Origin of the sequence: Campylobacter sp. US53 (genome assembly GCF_004378995.1) — a bacterium.
Lineage (GTDB): Bacteria > Campylobacterota > Campylobacteria > Campylobacterales > Campylobacteraceae > Campylobacter_D > Campylobacter_D jejuni.
In genome coordinates this window covers 20,036-40,076 of sequence record NZ_RYYH01000005.1, presented here as the reverse complement: position 1 = coordinate 40,076, position 20,041 = coordinate 20,036, and the positions used below count along the sequence as shown (strand labels likewise).

Sequence of the window (20,041 nt, the reverse complement as noted above, 5' to 3'; positions counted from 1 at the left end):
TTAATAAAAATTATTTTAAATTATAGTATATTTTTTTAAAATAATGTCGATTTAGTGTAATATATATTATAAATTAAGGAGAAAATATGCAAATTAACAATTCCTTAAATAGCTTGAGTCAATATGTTAAAGTCAACTCAAACGAAGAAAATCAAAACTCTAAAAATCAAGAACAAAACACTTTAGCGCAAAATCCAGCTGTAGAGGTAAATATCAGCAAAGAAGCCAAAGAAAAATAAATACTTCTAATCAAAATAATTCTCAAGCTCCAGCTCAAGCTTTAAACGCACAAAACAACACGCAACAAGATAGTAGCAGCAATAGTGAAGATAAACTTACAGAATTAACACAGAAGCTTGCAGAAATTCAAGCAAAAATTGTTGAACTAACTGCAAAAATGTCTAAAGCTAATGAGGATCAAATCAAAAGTATTGAAAGTCAAATAGCAACATTAAATGCCCAAGCTTCAACTATTCAAGCTCAAATTCAAGAACTCCAAAGCCAACAAGCTTGATTATATTTTTTCAAAAGTTTAAGAATGCTATAATGATGCATTTTTAAACTTTTTCAAGGAAAAATATGACTTATCTAGAAATCGAAGGCACAAATCATCTAAGCGGAAATGTTACAATAAGTGGAGCAAAAAATGCTGCCCTACCCTTGATCGTTTCAAGCATACTTGCTAAAAATGAAGTAAAAATCAACAATGTTCCTAATGTTGCTGATATAAAAACTCTTATATCTTTGCTAGAAAATTTAGGAGCTAAAGTCAATTTTCAAAACAATAGTGCTTTATTAAACACAAACACTCTTAATCAAACCATAGCCAAATATGACATTGTACGTAAAATGCGTGCTTCTATACTTACTCTAGGGCCTTTGCTTGCTCGTTTTGGGCATTGTGAAGTATCTTTGCCTGGTGGATGTGCCATAGGACAAAGACCTATTGATTTACATCTTTTAGCCTTGGAAAAAATGGGGGCAAATATACAAATCAAACAAGGCTATGTCGTAGCTAGTGGAAATTTAAAAGGCAATGAAATTCTTTTTGATAAAATCACGGTTACAGGTAGTGAAAACATCATCATGGCAGCAGCTCTAGCTAAAGGTAAAACCAAGCTCTTAAATGTTGCAAAAGAACCCGAAGTAGTTCAACTTTGCGAAGTTTTAAAAGACGCAGGACTTGAAATCAAAGGCGTAGGCACAGATGAACTTGAAATTTATGGTAGCGATGGAGAACTTTTAGAATTTAAAGAATTTAGCGTTATACCTGATAGAATTGAGGCAGGAACTTATCTTTGTGCAGGGGCTATTACAAATTCTAAAATTACTTTAGATAAAGTTAACGCCACTCATCTTAGTGCAGTTTTAGCAAAACTTCATCAAATGGGTTTTGAAACTTTGATTGCAGATGATAGCATCACCCTACTTCCTGCTAAAGAAATTAAACCTGTAGAAATCATGACAAGCGAATATCCAGGCTTTCCAACCGATATGCAAGCACAGTTTATGGCACTAGCTTTAAAAGCTAATGGAACTAGTATTATCGATGAAAGACTATTTGAAAATCGTTTCATGCATGTAAGTGAACTTTTAAGAATGGGTGCGGATATTAAACTCAATGGCCATATTGCTACTATAGTAGGCGGAAAAGAACTTAACGCTGCTGATGTCATGGCTACAGATTTGCGTGCTTCTTCAGCCCTTATCTTAGCAGCTCTTGCAGCTAAAGGCACAAGCAAAGTCCATAGAATTTATCATCTTGATAGAGGTTATGAAAATTTAGAAGAAAAATTTAAAGGCTTAGGGGCTAAAATCACAAGGCTTGAAGAATGAAAAATATCTTTAAAACCTTAAAAGACTTAGAAGATCAAATTTCATGCTTAGATGAAAGTGAACTTATTAGCCTTGAAAAAGCAAAAGATAGAATTTTAGCTAAAGATTTATACGCTAGAAAAAATCTACCCAGTTTTGACAATGCTGCTCTTGATGGCTATACTTTTAATTATACTGATATCAATGAGGCTTTGGAGATTAAAGGGACTATTTTTGCAGGAGATAAAAATTTTTATACAGTTGCTAAGAATGAATGCTATAAAATCATGACAGGGGCTAAAATGCCCAAAAATGCTGATACTATCTTAATGTTAGAAGATGAGTATATAGAAGAAAATAAACTCATCATTAAAAAAGCCCCTAAACAATACAATGCCTATCGCTATAAAGGCGAAGAATTAAAAAAGGGTGAAATTTTACTTCGAAAAGGCACCAAACTTAATGATAAACATATCGCCCTGCTTGCTTCTCAAGGGCTTTATAAAATAGAAGTCATAAGAAAAATTCGCATAGGTATTTTTTCAAGTGGAAATGAGCTAAAAGAACCTTGGCAAGAATGCGATGAAGAAAGTATTTATAATGCCAATGCTTTGCCTTTACTAACCATGCTTCAAAATGCTTCTTATTTGGGTATTATTAAAGATGATTTTAAAAGCACTAAAGAGGCTTTAGAAAATACAAATTTTGATCTTTTAATCACTTCAGGAGGTGCAAGCGTTGGCGAGGCTGATTTTATGGAAAAAGCTTTAGATGAATTAGGCTTTACTCCGCTTTTTAAAGGACTAAAAGCACGCCCTGCAAGACCTACTAAGCTTTATAGAAAAGGTGAAAATTTCGTATTGATTTTACCAGGAAATCCTATGGCAGCTTATCTTTCTTGTTTTATTTTTGCTAAAAAAATTATTGCTTTATTAAGTGGAAACCTAGACAATCCTTTAAAATTTCATGCTACAATGGGTATGGATTTAAAGCTTAAAAGTGGAAGAAACAATCTCATTTTAGGAAATTTAGAAAAAGATATTTTTACACCATTTAATGAAAATAAATTTGGATCTGGTATGATACTTCCACTTATTAAAAGTGAGTTTTTACTTATAAGCGAAGAAAATACAAGTGAATTAAAAAAAGGTGATGAAATCACGCTTTTAAAAATATAATGTTTGTGTTTTTCACAAACATTAGCTTAATTTATCCTCATCATCATGATCATGGATATATTGTTCATCATTTTCCAAGGTATCAACAAAACGCCCTATCCTTTCCCAGCGAACATTTTTATCTTTATCCCAAGAGAAATATACAAACCAAGGTTTACCTACTATCAACCTATAAGGAACAGAACCCCAAAAACGACTATCATAAGAATAATCACGATTATCACCCATCATGAAATACTCATTTTCAGGTACATCAAAAACATAAGCATTTCCGCCGCTAAAACCTATATGATTTCCAAGTTCTTTAATATAAGTTGGAGACATGGCAAAATCACCTATACTAAGAAAGCGTAAAATATCGCTTTCTATATCTTTTTTTGGATCATAATGAATACCTTTTTGTTTATAAGGTTCTTTTACATAAATTTGCCTTCCAAGAGTAACAAGATCATTCGGATAATGTTCTTTCATAAATTCATCACCCTCATGCATTCTTACATAAAGTGTTTTATTTGCATAAATTATTCTATCTCCTCCTGTGCCTACACAACGCTTTACAAAGTGTTCTTTTTCATTTCTAGGATTTCTAAAAACAACTATATCTCCTCTTTGTGGCCCTTGTGCTTTTATCAAATGCCCATCTTTATTAAAATCCGGCAAAACAGGAATTTCCAACCAAGGAATATGAGGAGTTGGGATACCATAGCTAAATTTTTTAACAAATAAAAAATCCCCTACCAATAAGGTGTTTTTCATAGAACCAGAAGGAATAACAAAAGCTTGTATAAAGAAAAAAATCACCAAAAGAACAATAACTACAGTTCCAGTCCAAGACTGTGAAAATTTATATAATTTCTTTAAAATTTCCATAGATTTTCCCTAATTAAGTCTATTTTTAGCAGATTTAACTGTGTTTTCTAAAAGCATGGCTATAGTCATAGGACCTACTCCACCTGGAACAGGAGTTATATAACTAGATTTTTTAGATACCTCTTCAAAATCCACGTCTCCAACTATCTTTCCACTTTCAAGACGATTGATTCCAACATCAACAACAATCACTCCTTCTTTTACCATATCCGATCGAAGTAAATTCACACAACCTGCTGCTACTATAATCAAATCAGCTTGCCTAGTATAAAGGCTCAAATCTTTGGTTTTAATATGACAAACGCTTACTGTAGCTCCAGCGTTTAAAAGCATAGTAGCCATAGGACGACCTACTATATTTGAAGCACCTATAATAACAGCGTCTTTTCCTTCTAAATCAATTTCATAAGCCTTCAAAAGCTTCATAACTCCAAGTGGAGTACAAGGCAAAAACCCACTTTCTAAGCCTAAATTTAAATATCCTACATTAATAGGATGAAAGCCATCAACATCTTTACTACTTATAATACTTTCAAGTATTAAATCTTTACAAATATGATCAGGTAAGGGAAGCTGAACCAAAATTCCATGAACACTATCATCGTGATTTAAGGTATTAATCAATGCCAAAAGTTCATTTTGTGTAGTATTTTCATTAAGATGATAAACTAAAGATTTAATTCCACATTCTTCACAGGCTTTAGCCTTAGATTTTACATAAGTTTGACTTGCAGGATTATCTCCAACCAAGATAACAGCTAAACAGCTTTCAATCCCTTTGCTTTTCAAAAATTGATTTTTTTCTTTTAATTCTTCTTTGATTTTTGCACTTAAAGCTTTACCATCAAGCAAAGTCATTATTTTCCTTCTATAAATTTAATCACTTTTTTAAAGTAAAAATTGTATCATATTAAAACTTCATTAACAAGGTGAAACTTTGAAAATTGTTTTAATGTTTTTTTTATTTAGTATCAATCTTTTTGGTGCTGATTTTATCACTCTTAAAGAATACTCTAAAATGCTTTATGAAAATCCAAGGGGCATTAGTTGTAAAGAATGTCATGGAGCAGATGGAAGCGAACAAATTTTAGGATATTATATGAAAAATGGTATTAAAACAGCTTATAAAGTTCCAAGTATACAAAATCTTAGTTTTGAGAATTTTAAAAATTCTCTTAATCAGAGTAAAGACGCAAAATCAATCATGCCAAATTACTCTTTAACAAATGATGAAATTGTAACTTTATATAATTACATCAAGCAATTTAGCAAGGAAGAAAAATGACAAACAAAAAAGCTTTTAAAGAAGCGTGTAAATTCATCGCAGGCGGTGTAAATTCTCCAGTTCGTGCTTTTGCAAATGTTCAAAGTGAGCCAAAATTTATTTCTCATGGAAAAGGTGCTTATATTTTCGATATAGATGGAAATTCTTATATAGACTATGTTCAAAGCTGGGGGCCTTTACTTTTTGGACATTGCGATAAAGATATACAAAAAGCTTGTCAAAAAGCACTTCATAAAGGTTCAAGTTTTGGAGCTCCGACTTTATTAGAAACTGAACTTGCCAAGCTTGTTTTATCTGATTTTCCTCATTTAGAAAAGATCCGCTTTGTAAGCAGTGGAACAGAAGCAACCATGAGTGCTATTCGTCTTGCCCGTGGCTTTACTAAAAAAGATAAAATTTTAAAATTTGAAGGATGTTATCACGGGCATTCTGATTCATTATTAGTGAGTGCAGGAAGTGGTGCTGCTACTTTTAACTCTCCTAGTTCTTTAGGTGTTTTAGAAGATGTAGCTAAATACACTTTAGTAGCAAAATATAATGATATAAATAGCGTTAAAGAGCTTTTTGAAAAAAATAAAGATATTGCATGTGTTATCATTGAGCCTATTGCTGGAAATATGGGGTTAGTTCCAGCTAAACAAGATTTTTTAGAAGAACTTGCTAAGATCTGTAAAAACAATCAAACTCTGCTGATTTTTGATGAAGTAATGAGTGGATATAGAGCATCTTACCTTGGTTCCTATGGAATCAATCATATCCAAGCAGATATAATTACTTTTGGTAAGGTAATAGGAGGCGGTCTACCTGCAGCAGCATTTGCTTCTAGAGCTGAAATTATGAATATTTTAAGTCCTTTGGGTGGAGTTTATCAAGCAGGAACTTTAAGTGGAAATCCTTTGGCAATGGCTGCAGGTATAGCAAGTCTTACAAAAGCCAAAAAGAAAACCAAGCTTTATGACAAACTTGGAAAATTAGCAAAAAAACTTACCCAAGGAATGAAAAAATTAGCAGATGAAAAAGGACTTCCACTGCAAGCTTGTCATGTAGGTTCTATGTTTGGATACTTTTTCACCAAAGATCCTGTATCAAACTACCAAGATGCATTAAAATCTAATCTAGCATTATTTTCAAAATTTCACAAAAATATGCTTGAAAATGGAATTTATTTAGCACCTTCTCAATTTGAAACAGGCTTTATATGTTCAAAAATGGATGATAAAATTATAGATACAACATTAGAGGCTATTAGGGAAAGCTTTAAAAGAATATGAGTAATATTTTAAAAGAAGAAAAAAATCACTTAGAAAATTCCAACAGCAAAAGACAAAAAATCATTCGCAAAACTCTTGAAGCTGCGGATGGTTTAAGTCTTGGTATCTCTATGGTTGTTGCTGTATTTATAGGTGTGGGAATAGGATACTTGCTTAAAAAATTTACTCCTTATCCTTGGCTTTTTTGGCTTGGAGTTTTTTGGGGGATCGGTGCCGCTATACTTAATGTTTATAAAGCTTATAAAGTTCAAGTAAAAAGCTATGAAGAATTTAAAGAAAGAGATGAGTTGATCAAAGAAAAAATTCAAAAAGAAAAGAATAAATAATGGAACATAAAAAAGCTCTATTTTGTATTTTTGCCATTATTCATTTATTTTTTTGGATCATATTTTCATCGTTAAATCATTTTAAATTAGATACATTTTTAAGCTATGAAATAGCTTTTTTTAGTGTTTTATTGATTATTTTTGCTTCTTATTTAAATTATAAAAAAGTCATTATAAAAAAATCAAAAAATTATGAAAAAGATTTTAATTTCATTTCGTCACTTTTTATCAAAAAAAAACAAAATTTATCAAAAATTATTCATTTTAAAGTTCTAAAAGACGATTTAAAGCCAAATGTTAAAGAGAAAATCCATTTTTTTGCTATGTTTTTTACTCTCTTTAAATTGATGGCTTATGTAATATTGGTTGCTGGATTTTTATTTTTACATCGCCAAGATAAATTAGATATCTTTGCTTATATTTGTGGAATTTCATCCTTGCTAGTTTGTGTATTTATTTTTATTTTATATATAAAAAAGTATGAGTCCAAAAAAAATTATTAAATCAATGACAGCACTTTTTGCTGGTATGGCATTTTTATTTGCAGGTAATGCCTTGATAGTAAGCTCTATAGGTGTTATATTAAAAGAAAACGGAGAAAGTTCTTTAGCTGTTGGAGTAGTAAGTTTTTGTTTTTTTGTAGGCGCTCTTGTTGGAACTATCAGTGCTCATAAAATTATTTCTCGTATAGGTCATATACGCTCTTTTGGGCTATTTGGTGCTATTTTTGGAATTTCAGCTATGCTTCATACAGTAAGCGAAAATCTTATTTTTTGGGCTGTTTTAAGATTTTTCATAGGAATTTGCTACTATGGTCTTTTAATGGTCATAGAATCATGGCTTAATGAAAAAAGCAAAAATGCCATTCGATCTAGAATTTTAGGTTTTTATGAAATTGTTTTTTATCTTGCGTTTGGTATTGGAGTTTTAATCATAGCGTTAAATTTGAGCAAACATAGTGTATTTATTCTCAGTGCAACTTTAATTTTACTTTCATCTTTACCTTTAAATCTAATTAAAATCAAAGAACCTGTTTTGCCCGCATCAAGTCCTATTTCTATACCTAAAATTTTTGATATAGCTCCCTTAGCTATCGTCACAAGCTTTATAGCTGGAATGCTTATAAATGGCTTTTTTTCTATGGCATCTTTATTTATACTTTTGCAAGGTTTTGATACAAAAGCGGTTTCTTATTTTATATTTTGTGGGGTTTTAGGTGGTTTTATTGCACAAACCATCATAGGAACTATTTCAGATAAACTTGGTCGCAAATTTGCTATTATCACTTGTGCAAGCATAGGATTTATCACTATGCTTATATTTATCTTTTTTAAACTTCACTTGTATATGCAATATTTTTTAGGAATTACTCTTGGTATAGGAATATTTTGTTTATATGCTTTAGCACTTGCTAGAGCAAATGATGTTTTAGTAAGCAAAAATAAAGGCGTAGAGTTAGGTCGTGGGGTTCTTTTTTGTTATTCTTTGGGCTCTTTGTTTGGCCCTTTAATTTTAGGTTTTTTAATGCAATATTTTGAAATCAAAGGTTTTATATGGTTTTATATAATTTCTTTAGCATTTTTAATTCTTTTTGCTATCAATAAACCAAATATTTTAAATAAAAAATTTAAGAAAAAGCCTGGAAATATGGTGATATTTGATGATTAATACTCAACTAGCAAGTCAAATTGCCAATACGCAAAAAAATGATTTAAAAGTAGATAACTCTGCTTCAAAAGATAAAACAAATTTAAAAGACAATCCAAAAGAAGCACTTGCACAAGCTTTAAAGCAAAATTTAGGTTTAAGCAAGGACGCTAGTAGTGAGGAAATACTAGCAAAATTTGTTCAAAATGAAACAGGTACCAAATTAAAAGAACTTGTTAATAAACTTTTAGATCAAATTAATGCTCAAAAAAATCCCGACTCCCCTGTACTTAAACAAGGAAAAAATTTAAATTTAGCTCCTAATTTTGCTAATGAATTAAAAACTTTAAGTACAGAACTTGCAAAAAGCGATACTTTTACACAAGTTTTAGATAGATTAAATCAAATTTTAAAACCTGCCAGTGAAATAAAAAACAATAACTTAGCTCCTTTGTTTAAAAATTCAGGCGTATTTTTAGAAGCTAAATTAAAAGATGCCCTAAACGAAGAATTACTACCCAAAAGTTTTCACTCTCTTTTAAGTACAATCAAAGGTCTTAGTAGCGAAAAACTAAGCGTTCAGATAGCCCAGCTTGCAAATACAAATTTAAGCCCAAAAGACACTTTAAAAGAATTAAAAAATATTATTAATTCTAGCAAAAATGAAAATAAGCAAATTTTAAATCAAAGTTCTTTTAAAGCACTTTTAAATTTAAGTTCTAAATTGGAAAATTTTAAAAATTATATAAGTAAAAATCCCAGTCATGCTCAAGAAAAAATCACCCCTATAGCTAATAAAATTTTAAAAGAATTAAATTCCATCAAAAATGATTTTTTCAAAGCTCTTAATAAGCCAGAAAATTTAATGATAAAAGATCCAAACATCCTTAAGCAAACTGCTACCGCCTTTGAAAAACTTGAAAATACTTTAAAAAATATACTAGGCAATCAAGCTTCTAAAATACAAGATAAAGAAAATATTTTAGAAAATCTTTTAAATAACAAAGAAAATATGAAAGAAGAAAAACTTAATCATAACACAAAAAACCAAGATGAAGAAAAACATATAAAAGCATCAAAAGAAGAAACTCTCACAGATGATACTAAAACCGATATTAAGCAAGATTCAAAAAACGAAGAAAATTCGCATGCAAAAGAAACTGATATAAAAGAAGATGAAAATTTAGATTCTGATATAAAAACTCACGAAGAAGATACTCAAGATACAAAAAATGATATTCAAAACAATGAAACAGAAAATAAGCCAGACAATGATATAAAAAACTCTACTCCAAACCAAGAAAAAATTAAAGATGGAAAACAAGAAAAATCAAAAGAAAATATCAAAGAAAATCCAAAATTTTATGAAACAAAAACAGAAAACAAAACTTCAATCAATACAAATACCAACACTTCAAATCCTAACACAAACAATACGCAAAATTTAAATAATTCTCAAAATATTCAATCTAACAATAACCAAACCATGCAAAATATTTTTAAAAATCAGGAATTTATAAAACAAAATATTGTAAAAAATTTAGCATTTAATGTAGAGAATTTAGATCTAGAACAAGTGCAAGATTTAAGTAAAAATTTAAACAATCTTTCTCGTAGACTTAATGAAAGCTTGAAAGAACTTGAACCCTATACTCAAAATGCCAAGCTTAATCAAGCAGAACTTAAAAATCTCGAACACAAACTCAATCTTTCTACCAAAGATCTAGCGCAAATTAAACCAAAAACAGAACAAGATATAGCTGAATCTTTACATCATGATGTAAAATCAACACTTTTGCAAATTTCAAATTTGGCTAAAAATGAAGGCAATGAAGCTGTATATAATCAAGCTAATCGTCTTTTAGCACAAATTGAAATCAATCAGCTTATGTCTTTAGCTAATGATTCTATCAATACTTATCTGCCTTTTTCTTGGGATGATTTAAATGATTCTAAAATTATGTTTAGACGCGGAAAAAAGGATAAATTTTTTGCTCAGATTAAACTCGAATTTGCAAAACTTGGGGATTTGGAAATTCTTATTTCTTTAAATAATGAAAAATATATAGATATTAATATTATGGCAGAAAATATTGAATTTAGAAAAACCATCTATGAAAATGCCCATGAGCTTAAAAGAAATATCAATAAAGCAGGACTTTTAAGTGCAAATTTCTTTGTAGGTGATATCATAAGAAGTAAATTTGATACTAGAAATATGAAAAATTTAGATCTTGAAATGGGTATGGATAAAAAAGTATGAGCAAAATCAAAAGATCGATTAAAAAAGCTGTAGCTCTAGGCTATCAAAAAGAAAAAAACTCTGCCCCAAAAGTGCTTGCAAGTGGCAAAGGTGAAAGCGCTGCTAAAATTATTTCTTTAGCCAAGGAACACGGAGTTCCCATTAAAGAAGATGAAGATTTAATAGAAATTTTAAGCAAACTTGACTTAGGCGATGAAATTCCACCTAATATGTATAAAGCTGTAGCTGAAGTTTTTGCCTTTATCTATCAAATGGCAAATAAAACTCCTAAAAACTAATCCGCTATTTTTTCTCCAAATTTAATGCCCTGCCCTGCTTTTAAATTAAAATTTAAAATCCCTTTTTGAGAGATTAAAACTATAGTAGAACCCAGTTCAAAATTTCCTAGTTCTTCGCCTTTTTTGAAATTTAAATTTTCATATTTTCTAGTAAAATTATGAGAAATTTTAGCATTGGTTTGTATGCTTGTATCAAAATTAAAACGCATTTTTCCTACATTTTGCGCTCCTACAAAAACAAGCCAAAAAATACCTTTTTCATTTTGACATTTTAAACTCACTCTTTCATTTTTTACATACAAATTACTAATGCGTTCTAAATACTTTTCATTTACACTATAAAGGGCGCCGCTTGTGTAAGTTGCACTTAAAATTTGCATATCACAAGGGCTGTGATAACGATGATAATCTTTTGGAGAAAGATAGATATTGACATAATCAAGCCCATTTTTAAGCTCATCTTTTTCAAAGCTATCTTTTAAAAGCTCCTCAACGCTATAAGTATGCCCTTTTATAGAAAAAGCAAAATGTTCTTCATTTGCCAAAAAAGTACTTCCACACTCCAAAATTTTACCATCACTTGGACTGATAAAACCTTCTTCAAGTTTTCTTGGAATGTGCAAAGTTCTTGTAAAAAGAGCATTTAAACTCTCGTATTCACAAGGAGATTTAAATTCACTCATATCGATATTAAAATACTTAACATAATTTTCATTAATAACTTTTTGTATCATTTTAGGAAATTTAATCCCTGCTACAAAACCAAAAAGCCTCGAACTTTCTTTTGAAAAACTCATTTTTTTCCTTTTAAATTTAAAATCACTATTTCACTCGGAGCAAAAACTCTAAGACTTGGCCCCCAAAATCCTGCGCCACTACTCACATAAAGCTTAGTTTTTTCTCCTAAATTATAAAGCCCATGAACAAAACCTTGCTGAAGTTTAACTAAAAACATAAAAGGAAAAATTTGCCCTCCATGCGTATGCCCACTTAAAACAAGGTCAAAATCACTTAAATCATAAAGCAAAGCTGTTTTAGGTTGATGTGTGAGTAAAATACTAGCTTTACTTGTATTTAAATCCACTTTTATTCTTGCTAAATCAGGAGCATATAAACCCTTATCAAGTCCGGCTAAATCTCCAAGTCCAGCAATATTTATAAAACCTAAATCTAAATTTTGATTGACTAAAATTTTCATATTAGTATGTTTTCTAAGTAAATCCAAAACTTCATTGATACCATGATAATACTCATGATTTCCCAAAGCATAAAAAGTTCCGTAAGTGGAGTTAAAATCATTAAGTTTTGAGATGTAATTTTTTAAATCTTTAGGATTAGCATCAATCAGATCTCCTACTATTACAACCATATCAGGACTTTGCAAATTCACTTTAGTGATGAGCTTATCTAAAAAATTTTCATGCAAATTTTTACCCAAATGTATATCGGTAAGCATGGCAATTTTTAGATCTTGTTTAAGATTTGGTATTTCAACATCAACACTCTTTACTTCAGGTATTTTTAGAGCATTATTTATACTTATATAAATTAAAAACACACTTAAAACTATAAGAGAAAGCTCAAAAATCAAACGCAAAATAAGATTATATTTTTTATCTCTTTTACCCATAAGAGCTAAAATCAATTTAATAAAATCCCAAGCTAAAGTCATAAAAAACAAACAATAAGTTGGCGCATAAAGCATGGCTAAAATTTCATACCAAGTATCACTTAAATATTCATCTCTACGAAATATTAAAAACACAGCTTGGGCTAAAAAAAGCACAATAAAAATAAAGGCAAAAATTTTATAAAAATACTTAAAAAGAGTAATTTTCTTGATTAATCTTTTATAAATATAAACATTTGCTAAGCCAAAAATCAATAATACAATGAAAGAAAAAATTAAAAATATCATAAAAGTATTATAACCAAGTAAAATTAAATATCCGTATAAATTTTTCTGTTATAATAAGCTTTTAAATAATTTTAAAGGCTATAAAATGTACCGTTTTGCACCTTCTCCCACAGGTGATATGCACATAGGAAATTTACGCGCAGCAATTTTTAATTATATCTGTGCAAGACAAAAAAATATGGATTTTATCTTACGTATTGAAGATACTGATAAGGCTAGAAATATAGCAGGAAAAGAAGAAGAAATCAAAGAAATTTTAAATCTTTTTGGTATTTCATGGCAGCATTACTATATACAAAGTGAAAATTTAAAATTCCATCGCCAAATGGCTTTAAAACTTGTAAGCGAAAAAAAAGCTTTTGCTTGTTTTTGTACTGAAGAAGAACTTGAAGCAAAAAAAGAGTTAGCTAAAAAACAAGGTAAAGCTTATCGCTACGATGGCACTTGTGAAAAACTAGCCGATATTGATGTTTTAGAATGTGAAAAACCCTTTGTTATCCGTCTTAAAAAACCTACTCATACTATGAAATTTACTGATTTTATCAAAGGCGAGCTTAGTTTTGAGCCTGAAAACATAGACTCTTTTGTCATCATGAGAACAGATAAAACTCCAACTTATAATTTTGCTTGTGCGGTTGATGATATGCTTGAAAATGTCACTTGTATTATACGCGGAGAAGATCATGTTTCAAACACTCCAAAACAAGAACATATCCGCGCAAGCTTAGGTTATAATAAAGCTATGACTTATGCACACTTGCCTATCATTTTAAACGAAGAAGGTGTTAAAATGAGTAAGAGAGAAGCACATTCTTCTGTAAAATGGCTACTTGAAAGTGGAATTTTACCTAGCGCAATCGCAAATTATCTGATCATGCTAGGCAATAAAACTCCTTGTGAAATTTTTACCTTAGAAGAAGCTATAAAATGGTTTGATATTTCTAAAGTTTCAAAAGCTCCCGCAAGATTTGATCTTAAAAAACTCTTACAAATCAATCGTGAACATATCAAAATGATCAAAGATGATGAGCTTAATAAAATTTTAGATTTAAACAAAGGTCTTGCACAGCTTGCTAAATTTTACACTCAAGAAGCAAGCACCATAAAAGAACTTAAAGAAAAAATGCAAGCTATTTTTAGCACAAAAGACTTTGGAGAGTTTGAAACAGAATGTAAAATTTTAAAAGAACTCTTAAAAGGTATTGAACTTTTTGAAAACTATGAAGATTTTAAAAATGAACTTTTAAGCAAAAGCGACTTAAAAGGTAAAAAATTTTTCATGCCTTTAAGGATAATTTTAACAGGAAATATCCACGGACCTGAGCTTAGTGATCTTTATCCTTATATTAAAAATTTTATTCACGAATTAGCAAGGATTTAATTATGGTTATAGACTCTTTTATTATTTCTATTTTTCAAGTACTACAAATTGTCATTAACATTTATACTTGGATTATTATCATCACAGCACTTTTAAGCTGGGTAAACCCTGATCCTTATAATCCCATAGTGCAAATTTTATATAAATTAAGTTATCCTGCTTACGCCTTAGTTAGAAAAATTCCAACACGCATTGGTAATATTGATCTTGCGCCTTTGATTATAGTCTTAGCATTGCAGTTTCTTGGCATTTTTCTTGGGAATATCTTAAGGAGTATATTGTGATAAAAAAAATACTCGTTTTTTTATTTATTTTTTCAAGCTTAAATGCTACACAATATAGCATAGAAAAACTCAAAAAGGAAGAAAATTCACTTGCTAAGGATTATTATATTTATAGGCTTTTAGAAAAAAATAAAATCAGTAAAAAAGATGCACAAGATTTAAATTCTCATATTTTTCGCTATATAGGAAAAATTAAATCCGAACTTGAAAAAATCATCCCTTTAAAGCCTTATATCAACCCAAAATATGCTAAATGCTATACCTATACAGCAAATACTATCTTAGATGCAAATTTAACTTGTCAAAGTGTGCGCTTAAATTCATTAGTTTTTATAGCGAGTTTAAATTCCAAAGACCGAACCACTTTAGCTCAAACCTTTAAAAATCAAAGACCTGATTTGACAAATTTATTGCTAGCTTTTAATACTTCTGATCCTATGAGTTATATAGTACAAAAAGAAGATATTAATGGTTTTTTTAAACTTTATAATTATTCTAAAAAATACGACTTAGACTTAAATACAAGTTTAGTCAATAAACTACCAAACCACATTGGTTTTAAAGATTTTGCGCAAAATATTATTATTAAAAAAGAAAATCCAAAATTTAGACATTCTATGCTAGAAATAAATCCTGAAAATGTAAGTGAAGATTCTGCTTTCTATTTAGGAGTTAATGCCTTAACTTATGATAAAACAGAGCTTGCTTATGACTTTTTTAAAAAGGCGGTTCAAAGTTTTAAATCGCAAAATAATAAAGACAATGCTATATTTTGGATGTGGTTGATTAAAAACGATGAAGAAGATTTAAAAACTTTATCGCAAAGTTCTTCTTTAAATATTTATAGTCTTTACGCAAAAGAACTTACTAACACACCTTTTCCAAAGATAGAAAGCCTTAATCCAAGCAAGAAAAAAAATAATTTTAATATGCAAGATCCTTTTGCTTGGCAAAAAATAAACAAACAAATTCGCGATGCTAACGCAAGTCAACTAGATGTCTTGGCAAAAGAATTTGACACGCAAGAAACCTTGCCTATTTATGCTTACATATTAGAACGCAAAAATAATTTTAAAAAACATTATTTTATAATGCCTTATTATGACAATATAAAAGACTATAACAAAACAAGACAAGCTTTAATTTTAGCTATTGCCAGACAAGAAAGTCGTTTTATTCCAACTGCTATTTCAGTTTCTTATGCTTTAGGCATGATGCAATTTATGCCATTTTTGGCCAATCACATAGGGGAAAAAGAATTAAAAATTCCAAATTTCGATCAAGATTTTATGTTTAAACCTGAAATAGCATATTACTTTGGAAACTATCATCTAAATTACCTTGAATCACGTTTAAAATCTCCACTTTTTGTCGCTTATGCTTATAATGGCGGTATAGGATTTACTAACCGTATGCTTGCAAGAAATGATATGTTTAAGACGGGCAAATTTGAACCTTTCTTGTCTATGGAGCTAGTTCCTTATCAAGAAAGCCGAATTTACGGAAAAAAAGTTCTAGCTAATTATATTGTGTATCGACATCTTCTGAACGATAGTATAAAGATTTCGGATATTTTTGAAAATTTAATTCAAAACAAGACAAATGATCTAAACAAATCTTAGCTACAAGCCTAGTCTCTTCCTTGACACTAGGAAGAGATACTTTAAAATAATCAGTATAGTTGTTTTGTATTATATATTTTAAATACTCATCATCCAGTTTTTCAATATTGGCTTTTTTATTATTGATAAAAACTTCTAAATTTTGAATTTTTAATGTATTTGGAGTAAAAGATAAAGCTAATATATCATCTTTATTTGTCTTCTCTAGAATTGGGTTTAAATAAGACATGGTTATAATGGCATTAATCTTATCTTGTGTGATTTTATATTTTTGAGTAAACATTAAAGTTTGAGATTTTAAATTTGTATCCACAATCGCCTGATCTTTTAAAGAACAAGCTCCAAGCAAAAAAGCACCTAAAATTACACTATAAATTTTCATTCTTTTTCCATATTTTTTTAGCATTATTGTAACCTTTTAACCCTATTTTTTGGTTTAAAAAGATATAATTTTACAAAAAAATTAAGAGTATATTTTATGAAACAACTTATTATAGCTTTTAGCGGGCCTTCAAATTCAGGAAAAACCACACTCATCACCAAAATAGCTGATAACTTTTTGCAACAAAATTTAAAAGTTTTAATCATCAAACATGATCCTGCTGATAAAGCTCAATTTGATTTTAACGGTAAAGATAGTTTTAAATTTTTTCAAAGTGGAGCTGAAGTCATGGTTTTAAGCCCTACAAGAACAACTTTTTTCTCTCATGAAAATAGAGATATTTTAAAAGCTTTAAAATTAAGCCCTGATTTTGACATTTGTTTGGTTGAAGGATTGAAAACTCTTGATTTACCACGCATTAGCGTATTTTGTAAAGAAATTGATGAAAGTTATTTTACTTTTTCAAACGCCATTGCAAGCTATGAAAAAATTTCTCACCCTTATCTTACTTGGCTTGATTTAAACGATATACAAGCTATTTGTCGATATATACTTAAAAATGCTAAAAATTTACAAGGAGAATTATAAAATGCAAGAAGTGATTTCTTATATACAAAAAGCGGTTTTAGAAATTTCTAACGCTTTAAAATTTCCCGATACAAGCTACAGTCAAAATCAAAATTTTACAGGCGATACTCAACTCAAATTTGATGTTTTAAGCGATGAGATCATCACAAAAACCCTAAGTCAATGTTCAAGCATTAAAGCCATCATAAGTGAAGAAAAAGACGAAATTTTAACGCTTAACGAGAGGGCAAATTTTATCGTAGCTTATGATCCTTTAGATGGTTCTAGCTTAATGGATGTTAATTTTGCCATAGGTTCTATTTTTGCTATCTATGAAGAAAAAGCAAGTGCTAAAAATTTAAGAGCTGCACTTTATAGTATGTATGGAGCGCGCTTAGAACTTGTGATTTGCGAAGATCAACCAAAACTTTATCGCTTAAATGCAAATAATGAATTTATTTTTATAAAAGATCTTAAAATGAATGAAAAAGGCAAGATTAATGCTACAGGTGGAACGCAAAAATTTTGGGAAGAAAAACACGCTAAATTTATCAAAAATCTTTTTGATGAAGACTATCGCTTAAGATATTCTGGAGCCATGGTAAGCGATATCAATCAAATTTTATTAAAAGGGGGTGGCATTTTTAGCTATCCTGCAACACAAGATGCGCCTAATGGCAAACTTCGTGCCCTTTTTGAAGTCTTTCCTCTAGCCTTTATCATAGAAAAAGCAGGCGGAAAAACTACAAATGGAAAAAACCACTCCTTGCTTGAACTTGAATTTGATAAAATCCATGCGACAACTCCTTGTTTTTTTGGCTCAGGATATGAAATTTCAAAACTTTTAAAGGCTTACAATGAATGAAGCTAGAGATGAATTTGAGCAAGATATGGATAAAAAAAAAGAAATTTTACTTTCATGTCAAAACTCAAAAAACCTAAACTCTTGTTATAATTGCGATGAAATTTTTAACTGCCAAACTAGAAAAAATTATGTTGATGCAGTCTATAACAGTATGTCTAAGGGTAAAACCGAAGGCGGATTTGACTTTTAAAGGAAAAAAATGCGTTATATTACAACACCAATTTATTATGTAAATGATGTGCCTCATTTAGGTCATGCTTATACTACCATCATAGCCGATACTTTAGCAAGATTTTATCGTTTGCAAGGACATGAAACAAGATTTCTAACAGGAACAGATGAGCATGGACAAAAAATCGAAGAAGCTGCCAAACTAAGAAATTCCACTCCTCAAGAATATGCTGATAAAATCAGTTTTGAATTTAAAAAATTATGGGATGAATTTGAAATCACCTATGATATTTACACAAGAACAACTGATACAAGGCATATTGAATTTGTTAAAGCTATGTTTTTAAAAATGTGGCAAAAAGGCGATATTTATAAAGATGAATACGAAGGACACTATTGTATTTCTTGCGAAAGCTTTTTTACTCAAAGTCAGCTTATCAATGATTGTTCTTGTCCAGATTGTGGCAAAAAGACTACGATTTTAAAAGAAGAGAGTTATTTTTTTAAACTTTCAAAATACCAAGATAAAATTTTACAATGGTATGAAGAAAAAGATCCCATCCTACCAAAAAACAAAAAAAACGAACTTATAAATTTTGTCCAAAGCGGCCTTAAAGATCTTTCCATTACAAGAACAAGTTTTGATTGGGGGATTAAACTGCCTCAAGAAATTAATGATGATAAACATATTATTTATGTATGGCTTGACGCACTTTTTATCTATATAAGCTCTCTTGATTTTCAAAGCAAGGGAGAAAATGCTAAATTTTGGCCTGCGCATGTGCATTTAGTAGGAAAAGATATTTTGCGTTTTCATGCCATTTATTGGCCAGCTTTTTTAATGAGCGTAGATTTACCTTTGCCAAAATTTATAGGTGCACATGGCTGGTGGACTAAAGAAGGCGAAAAAATGAGCAAATCTAAAGGCAATGTTGTAAAACCTAAAGAAGTGGTTGATGCCTATGGAAGCGAAGCTTTTAGATATTTCTTGCTTAGAGAAGTACCTTTTGGTAATGATGGGGATTTTAGCGAAAATATGCTGATAAATCGTATCAATGCTGAACTAAGCAATGAATTTGGGAATTTACTTAATCGCATTATAGGTATGAGTACAAAATATTCTCAAGGAAATATTTCAAAAGAAGGTGTTTTAAAATTTTACAATGCTGAATTAAATCAAGCAAAAGAACACTTAAATTTAGCGGTAGAATTTTTAGAAAACTTACAGTGTAATCGTTATTTAGAAGAACTTTTTAAAGCCTTAAGCGTAGCAAATTTAGCCATTAGCAAATACGAACCTTGGAATTTAATCAAAGAAAACAAACACGAACAAGCTAACGCTTTAGTTGCACTTTGTGCAAATATTTTAGCCAAAACAAGCCTTTTATTAAGCCCTACTCTACCAAAGTCTTGTCAAAAGGTGGCCTTAGCTTTAAATTTTGAAATTTCATCTACAAATTACGCAAAAATGATACTTGATAATGAACTTTTAGATTTTAAAGCAAATCCTTGCGAAGCTTTATTTCCAAAAGTAGAAAAAGCTCTTTTAAAACAAGAAATTAAAGAAGAACCTAAAAAAGAAGAAAGTCCTAAAATAAAAATCGATGATTTTGCAAAAATTGAAATCAAAGTCGCTAAGGTGCTTGATTGTCAAAATATAGAAGGGAGTGAAAAACTTTTGAAATTTCAACTCGAACTTGACGATAAAGAAATCCGTCAAGTACTCTCAGGCATAGCAAAACACTATAAAGCCAGTGATTTAATCGGTAAACAAGTTTGCATTATAAGCAATCTCAAAAAAGCTAAAATTTTTGGACATGAAAGCGATGGTATGATACTTTCTGCAAAAAGCGGAGATAAACTTGTTTTAATCACCCCTGAACAACTTGTGCAAAACGGTTCTTTAGTAGGCTAAAAT

21 protein-coding genes and 1 pseudogene are annotated in these 20,041 nt (G+C 30.0%); 17 read left to right on the top strand and 5 right to left on the bottom strand.

The genetic code is table 11. The annotated features are described in order from the left end of the window. The first annotated feature begins 86 nt into the window (after positions 1 to 86). From fspA1 to ELQ05_RS04895, 3 genes and pseudogenes are all read left to right on the top strand, one after another. Positions 87 to 514: pseudogene (gene fspA1, locus ELQ05_RS04905) on the top strand (flagellum-secreted nonflagellar protein FspA1). A 65-nt stretch (positions 515 to 579) separates the two neighbouring features. Continuing rightward, the gene (gene murA / locus ELQ05_RS04900; RefSeq protein WP_070317176.1) at positions 580 to 1,836 is read left to right on the top strand and encodes a UDP-N-acetylglucosamine 1-carboxyvinyltransferase; all 1,257 of its coding nucleotides are present in this window, start codon (positions 580 to 582) and stop codon (positions 1,834 to 1,836) included. Next, the gene (locus ELQ05_RS04895) at positions 1,833 to 2,993 is read left to right on the top strand and encodes a molybdopterin molybdotransferase MoeA (protein ID WP_070317177.1); all 1,161 of its coding nucleotides are present in this window, start codon (positions 1,833 to 1,835) and stop codon (positions 2,991 to 2,993) included. The genes murA and ELQ05_RS04895 overlap by 4 nt, the downstream gene beginning before the upstream one ends. Before the next feature lie 21 nt (positions 2,994 to 3,014). Here the strand turns inward: ELQ05_RS04895 and lepB are convergent, their stop codons facing one another. Beyond that, positions 3,015 to 3,863 carry a signal peptidase I gene (gene lepB / locus ELQ05_RS04890; protein WP_070317178.1) on the bottom strand — a complete coding sequence of 283 codons (849 nt, stop codon included), beginning with the start codon at positions 3,861 to 3,863 and terminating at the stop codon, positions 3,015 to 3,017. Positions 3,864 to 3,872: 9 nt separating this feature from the next. Beyond that, positions 3,873 to 4,721: a bifunctional methylenetetrahydrofolate dehydrogenase/methenyltetrahydrofolate cyclohydrolase FolD gene (folD, locus tag ELQ05_RS04885; RefSeq protein WP_002852542.1), complete on the bottom strand. Its 849-nt coding sequence runs from the start codon at positions 4,719 to 4,721 to the stop codon at positions 3,873 to 3,875. Positions 4,722 to 4,800: 79 nt separating this feature from the next. On the opposite strand from folD, the gene ELQ05_RS04880 reads away from it, so the two are divergent. From ELQ05_RS04880 to ELQ05_RS04850, 7 genes are read left to right on the top strand one after another with little or no spacing between them, the layout of a single operon-like run. Beyond that, the gene (locus ELQ05_RS04880; protein WP_002916139.1) at positions 4,801 to 5,148 is read left to right on the top strand and encodes a c-type cytochrome; all 348 of its coding nucleotides are present in this window, start codon (positions 4,801 to 4,803) and stop codon (positions 5,146 to 5,148) included. Further along, positions 5,145 to 6,419 carry a glutamate-1-semialdehyde 2,1-aminomutase gene (gene hemL / locus ELQ05_RS04875; RefSeq protein WP_070317179.1) on the top strand — a complete coding sequence of 425 codons (1,275 nt, stop codon included), beginning with the start codon at positions 5,145 to 5,147 and terminating at the stop codon, positions 6,417 to 6,419. Before ELQ05_RS04880 ends, hemL begins: the two co-directional genes overlap by 4 nt. Beyond that, on the top strand, positions 6,416 to 6,745 hold the full coding sequence (locus ELQ05_RS04870; protein WP_002916135.1) for an AtpZ/AtpI family protein: 330 nt from the start codon (positions 6,416 to 6,418) through the stop codon (positions 6,743 to 6,745). The genes hemL and ELQ05_RS04870 overlap by 4 nt, the downstream gene beginning before the upstream one ends. Continuing rightward, positions 6,745 to 7,248: a membrane protein gene (locus tag ELQ05_RS04865; RefSeq protein WP_002860510.1), complete on the top strand. Its 504-nt coding sequence runs from the start codon at positions 6,745 to 6,747 to the stop codon at positions 7,246 to 7,248. The genes ELQ05_RS04870 and ELQ05_RS04865 overlap by 1 nt, the downstream gene beginning before the upstream one ends. Further along, positions 7,226 to 8,413, top strand: coding sequence for an MFS transporter (locus ELQ05_RS04860; protein ID WP_134239973.1), 1,188 nt, complete (start codon positions 7,226 to 7,228; stop codon positions 8,411 to 8,413). The genes ELQ05_RS04865 and ELQ05_RS04860 overlap by 23 nt, the downstream gene beginning before the upstream one ends. Then, a complete protein-coding gene (locus ELQ05_RS04855; RefSeq protein WP_134239972.1) occupies positions 8,406 to 10,655 on the top strand; it encodes a flagellar hook-length control protein FliK in 2,250 nt (749 codons plus the stop codon). Before ELQ05_RS04860 ends, ELQ05_RS04855 begins: the two co-directional genes overlap by 8 nt. Next, positions 10,652 to 10,933, top strand: a complete 282-nt coding sequence (locus tag ELQ05_RS04850) for a FlhB-like flagellar biosynthesis protein (RefSeq protein ID WP_002852641.1) — start codon at positions 10,652 to 10,654, stop codon at positions 10,931 to 10,933. Before ELQ05_RS04855 ends, ELQ05_RS04850 begins: the two co-directional genes overlap by 4 nt. On the opposite strand, the gene ELQ05_RS04845 is transcribed toward ELQ05_RS04850, so the two are convergent. Together ELQ05_RS04845 and ELQ05_RS04840 are read right to left on the bottom strand one after the other, a co-directional pair. Then, positions 10,930 to 11,730, bottom strand: coding sequence for a phosphatidylserine decarboxylase (locus ELQ05_RS04845; protein WP_088303874.1), 801 nt, complete (start codon positions 11,728 to 11,730; stop codon positions 10,930 to 10,932). The genes ELQ05_RS04850 and ELQ05_RS04845 overlap by 4 nt on opposite strands. Then, a complete protein-coding gene (locus ELQ05_RS04840; protein ID WP_032583708.1) occupies positions 11,727 to 12,851 on the bottom strand; it encodes a metallophosphoesterase in 1,125 nt (374 codons plus the stop codon). The genes ELQ05_RS04845 and ELQ05_RS04840 overlap by 4 nt, the downstream gene beginning before the upstream one ends. A gap of 85 nt (positions 12,852 to 12,936) precedes the next feature. On the opposite strand from ELQ05_RS04840, the gene gltX reads away from it, so the two are divergent. From gltX to ELQ05_RS04825, 3 genes are read left to right on the top strand one after another with little or no spacing between them, the layout of a single operon-like run. After that, positions 12,937 to 14,232 carry a glutamate--tRNA ligase gene (gltX, locus tag ELQ05_RS04835; RefSeq protein WP_070317183.1) on the top strand — a complete coding sequence of 432 codons (1,296 nt, stop codon included), beginning with the start codon at positions 12,937 to 12,939 and terminating at the stop codon, positions 14,230 to 14,232. A 2-nt stretch (positions 14,233 to 14,234) separates the two neighbouring features. Continuing rightward, positions 14,235 to 14,516 carry a YggT family protein gene (locus ELQ05_RS04830; RefSeq protein ID WP_002852501.1) on the top strand — a complete coding sequence of 94 codons (282 nt, stop codon included), beginning with the start codon at positions 14,235 to 14,237 and terminating at the stop codon, positions 14,514 to 14,516. Then, a complete protein-coding gene (locus ELQ05_RS04825) occupies positions 14,513 to 16,138 on the top strand; it encodes a lytic transglycosylase domain-containing protein (RefSeq protein ID WP_134239971.1) in 1,626 nt (541 codons plus the stop codon). The genes ELQ05_RS04830 and ELQ05_RS04825 overlap by 4 nt, the downstream gene beginning before the upstream one ends. Here ELQ05_RS04825 and ELQ05_RS04820 read toward each other — a convergent pair. Beyond that, complete coding sequence (locus ELQ05_RS04820; protein WP_134239983.1) at positions 16,035 to 16,520, bottom strand: hypothetical protein; 486 nt, start codon at positions 16,518 to 16,520, stop codon at positions 16,035 to 16,037. The genes ELQ05_RS04825 and ELQ05_RS04820 overlap by 104 nt on opposite strands. 96 nt (positions 16,521 to 16,616) lie before the next feature. Here ELQ05_RS04820 and mobB point away from each other — a divergent pair, with 96 nt between their 5' ends. From mobB to metG, 4 genes are read left to right on the top strand one after another with little or no spacing between them, the layout of a single operon-like run. After that, a complete protein-coding gene (mobB, locus tag ELQ05_RS04815) occupies positions 16,617 to 17,108 on the top strand; it encodes a molybdopterin-guanine dinucleotide biosynthesis protein B (RefSeq protein WP_053872921.1) in 492 nt (163 codons plus the stop codon). A 1-nt stretch (position 17,109) separates the two neighbouring features. Beyond that, on the top strand, positions 17,110 to 17,952 hold the full coding sequence (locus ELQ05_RS04810; protein WP_088303875.1) for a class 1 fructose-bisphosphatase: 843 nt from the start codon (positions 17,110 to 17,112) through the stop codon (positions 17,950 to 17,952). Continuing rightward, positions 17,945 to 18,142, top strand: a complete 198-nt coding sequence (locus tag ELQ05_RS04805; RefSeq protein WP_002892523.1) for a hypothetical protein — start codon at positions 17,945 to 17,947, stop codon at positions 18,140 to 18,142. The genes ELQ05_RS04810 and ELQ05_RS04805 overlap by 8 nt, the downstream gene beginning before the upstream one ends. A gap of 9 nt (positions 18,143 to 18,151) precedes the next feature. Further along, on the top strand, positions 18,152 to 20,038 hold the full coding sequence (metG, locus tag ELQ05_RS04800; protein ID WP_070317185.1) for a methionine--tRNA ligase: 1,887 nt from the start codon (positions 18,152 to 18,154) through the stop codon (positions 20,036 to 20,038). The last annotated feature ends 3 nt before the right edge of the window (positions 20,039 to 20,041 follow it).

What these genes read in the sequence shown, in the direction of transcription:
- murA (WP_070317176.1), top strand. Translation starts at nt 580, where the DNA reads ATGACTTATCTAGAAATCGAAGGCACAAATCATCTAAGCGGAAATGTT.
- ELQ05_RS04895 (WP_070317177.1), top strand. Translation starts at nt 1,833, where the DNA reads ATGAAAAATATCTTTAAAACCTTAAAAGACTTAGAAGATCAAATTTCA.
- lepB (WP_070317178.1), bottom strand. Translation starts at nt 3,863, where the DNA reads ATGGAAATTTTAAAGAAATTATATAAATTTTCACAGTCTTGGACTGGA.
- folD (WP_002852542.1), bottom strand. Translation starts at nt 4,721, where the DNA reads ATGACTTTGCTTGATGGTAAAGCTTTAAGTGCAAAAATCAAAGAAGAA.
- hemL (WP_070317179.1), top strand. Translation starts at nt 5,145, where the DNA reads ATGACAAACAAAAAAGCTTTTAAAGAAGCGTGTAAATTCATCGCAGGC.
- ELQ05_RS04870 (WP_002916135.1), top strand. Translation starts at nt 6,416, where the DNA reads ATGAGTAATATTTTAAAAGAAGAAAAAAATCACTTAGAAAATTCCAAC.
- ELQ05_RS04865 (WP_002860510.1), top strand. Translation starts at nt 6,745, where the DNA reads ATGGAACATAAAAAAGCTCTATTTTGTATTTTTGCCATTATTCATTTA.
- ELQ05_RS04860 (WP_134239973.1), top strand. Translation starts at nt 7,226, where the DNA reads ATGAGTCCAAAAAAAATTATTAAATCAATGACAGCACTTTTTGCTGGT.
- ELQ05_RS04855 (WP_134239972.1), top strand. Translation starts at nt 8,406, where the DNA reads ATGATTAATACTCAACTAGCAAGTCAAATTGCCAATACGCAAAAAAAT.
- ELQ05_RS04850 (WP_002852641.1), top strand. Translation starts at nt 10,652, where the DNA reads ATGAGCAAAATCAAAAGATCGATTAAAAAAGCTGTAGCTCTAGGCTAT.
- ELQ05_RS04845 (WP_088303874.1), bottom strand. Translation starts at nt 11,730, where the DNA reads ATGAGTTTTTCAAAAGAAAGTTCGAGGCTTTTTGGTTTTGTAGCAGGG.
- ELQ05_RS04840 (WP_032583708.1), bottom strand. Translation starts at nt 12,851, where the DNA reads ATGATATTTTTAATTTTTTCTTTCATTGTATTATTGATTTTTGGCTTA.
- gltX (WP_070317183.1), top strand. Translation starts at nt 12,937, where the DNA reads ATGTACCGTTTTGCACCTTCTCCCACAGGTGATATGCACATAGGAAAT.
- ELQ05_RS04830 (WP_002852501.1), top strand. Translation starts at nt 14,235, where the DNA reads ATGGTTATAGACTCTTTTATTATTTCTATTTTTCAAGTACTACAAATT.
- ELQ05_RS04820 (WP_134239983.1), bottom strand. Translation starts at nt 16,520, where the DNA reads ATGAAAATTTATAGTGTAATTTTAGGTGCTTTTTTGCTTGGAGCTTGT.
- mobB (WP_053872921.1), top strand. Translation starts at nt 16,617, where the DNA reads ATGAAACAACTTATTATAGCTTTTAGCGGGCCTTCAAATTCAGGAAAA.
- ELQ05_RS04810 (WP_088303875.1), top strand. Translation starts at nt 17,110, where the DNA reads ATGCAAGAAGTGATTTCTTATATACAAAAAGCGGTTTTAGAAATTTCT.
- ELQ05_RS04805 (WP_002892523.1), top strand. Translation starts at nt 17,945, where the DNA reads ATGAATGAAGCTAGAGATGAATTTGAGCAAGATATGGATAAAAAAAAA.
- metG (WP_070317185.1), top strand. Translation starts at nt 18,152, where the DNA reads ATGCGTTATATTACAACACCAATTTATTATGTAAATGATGTGCCTCAT.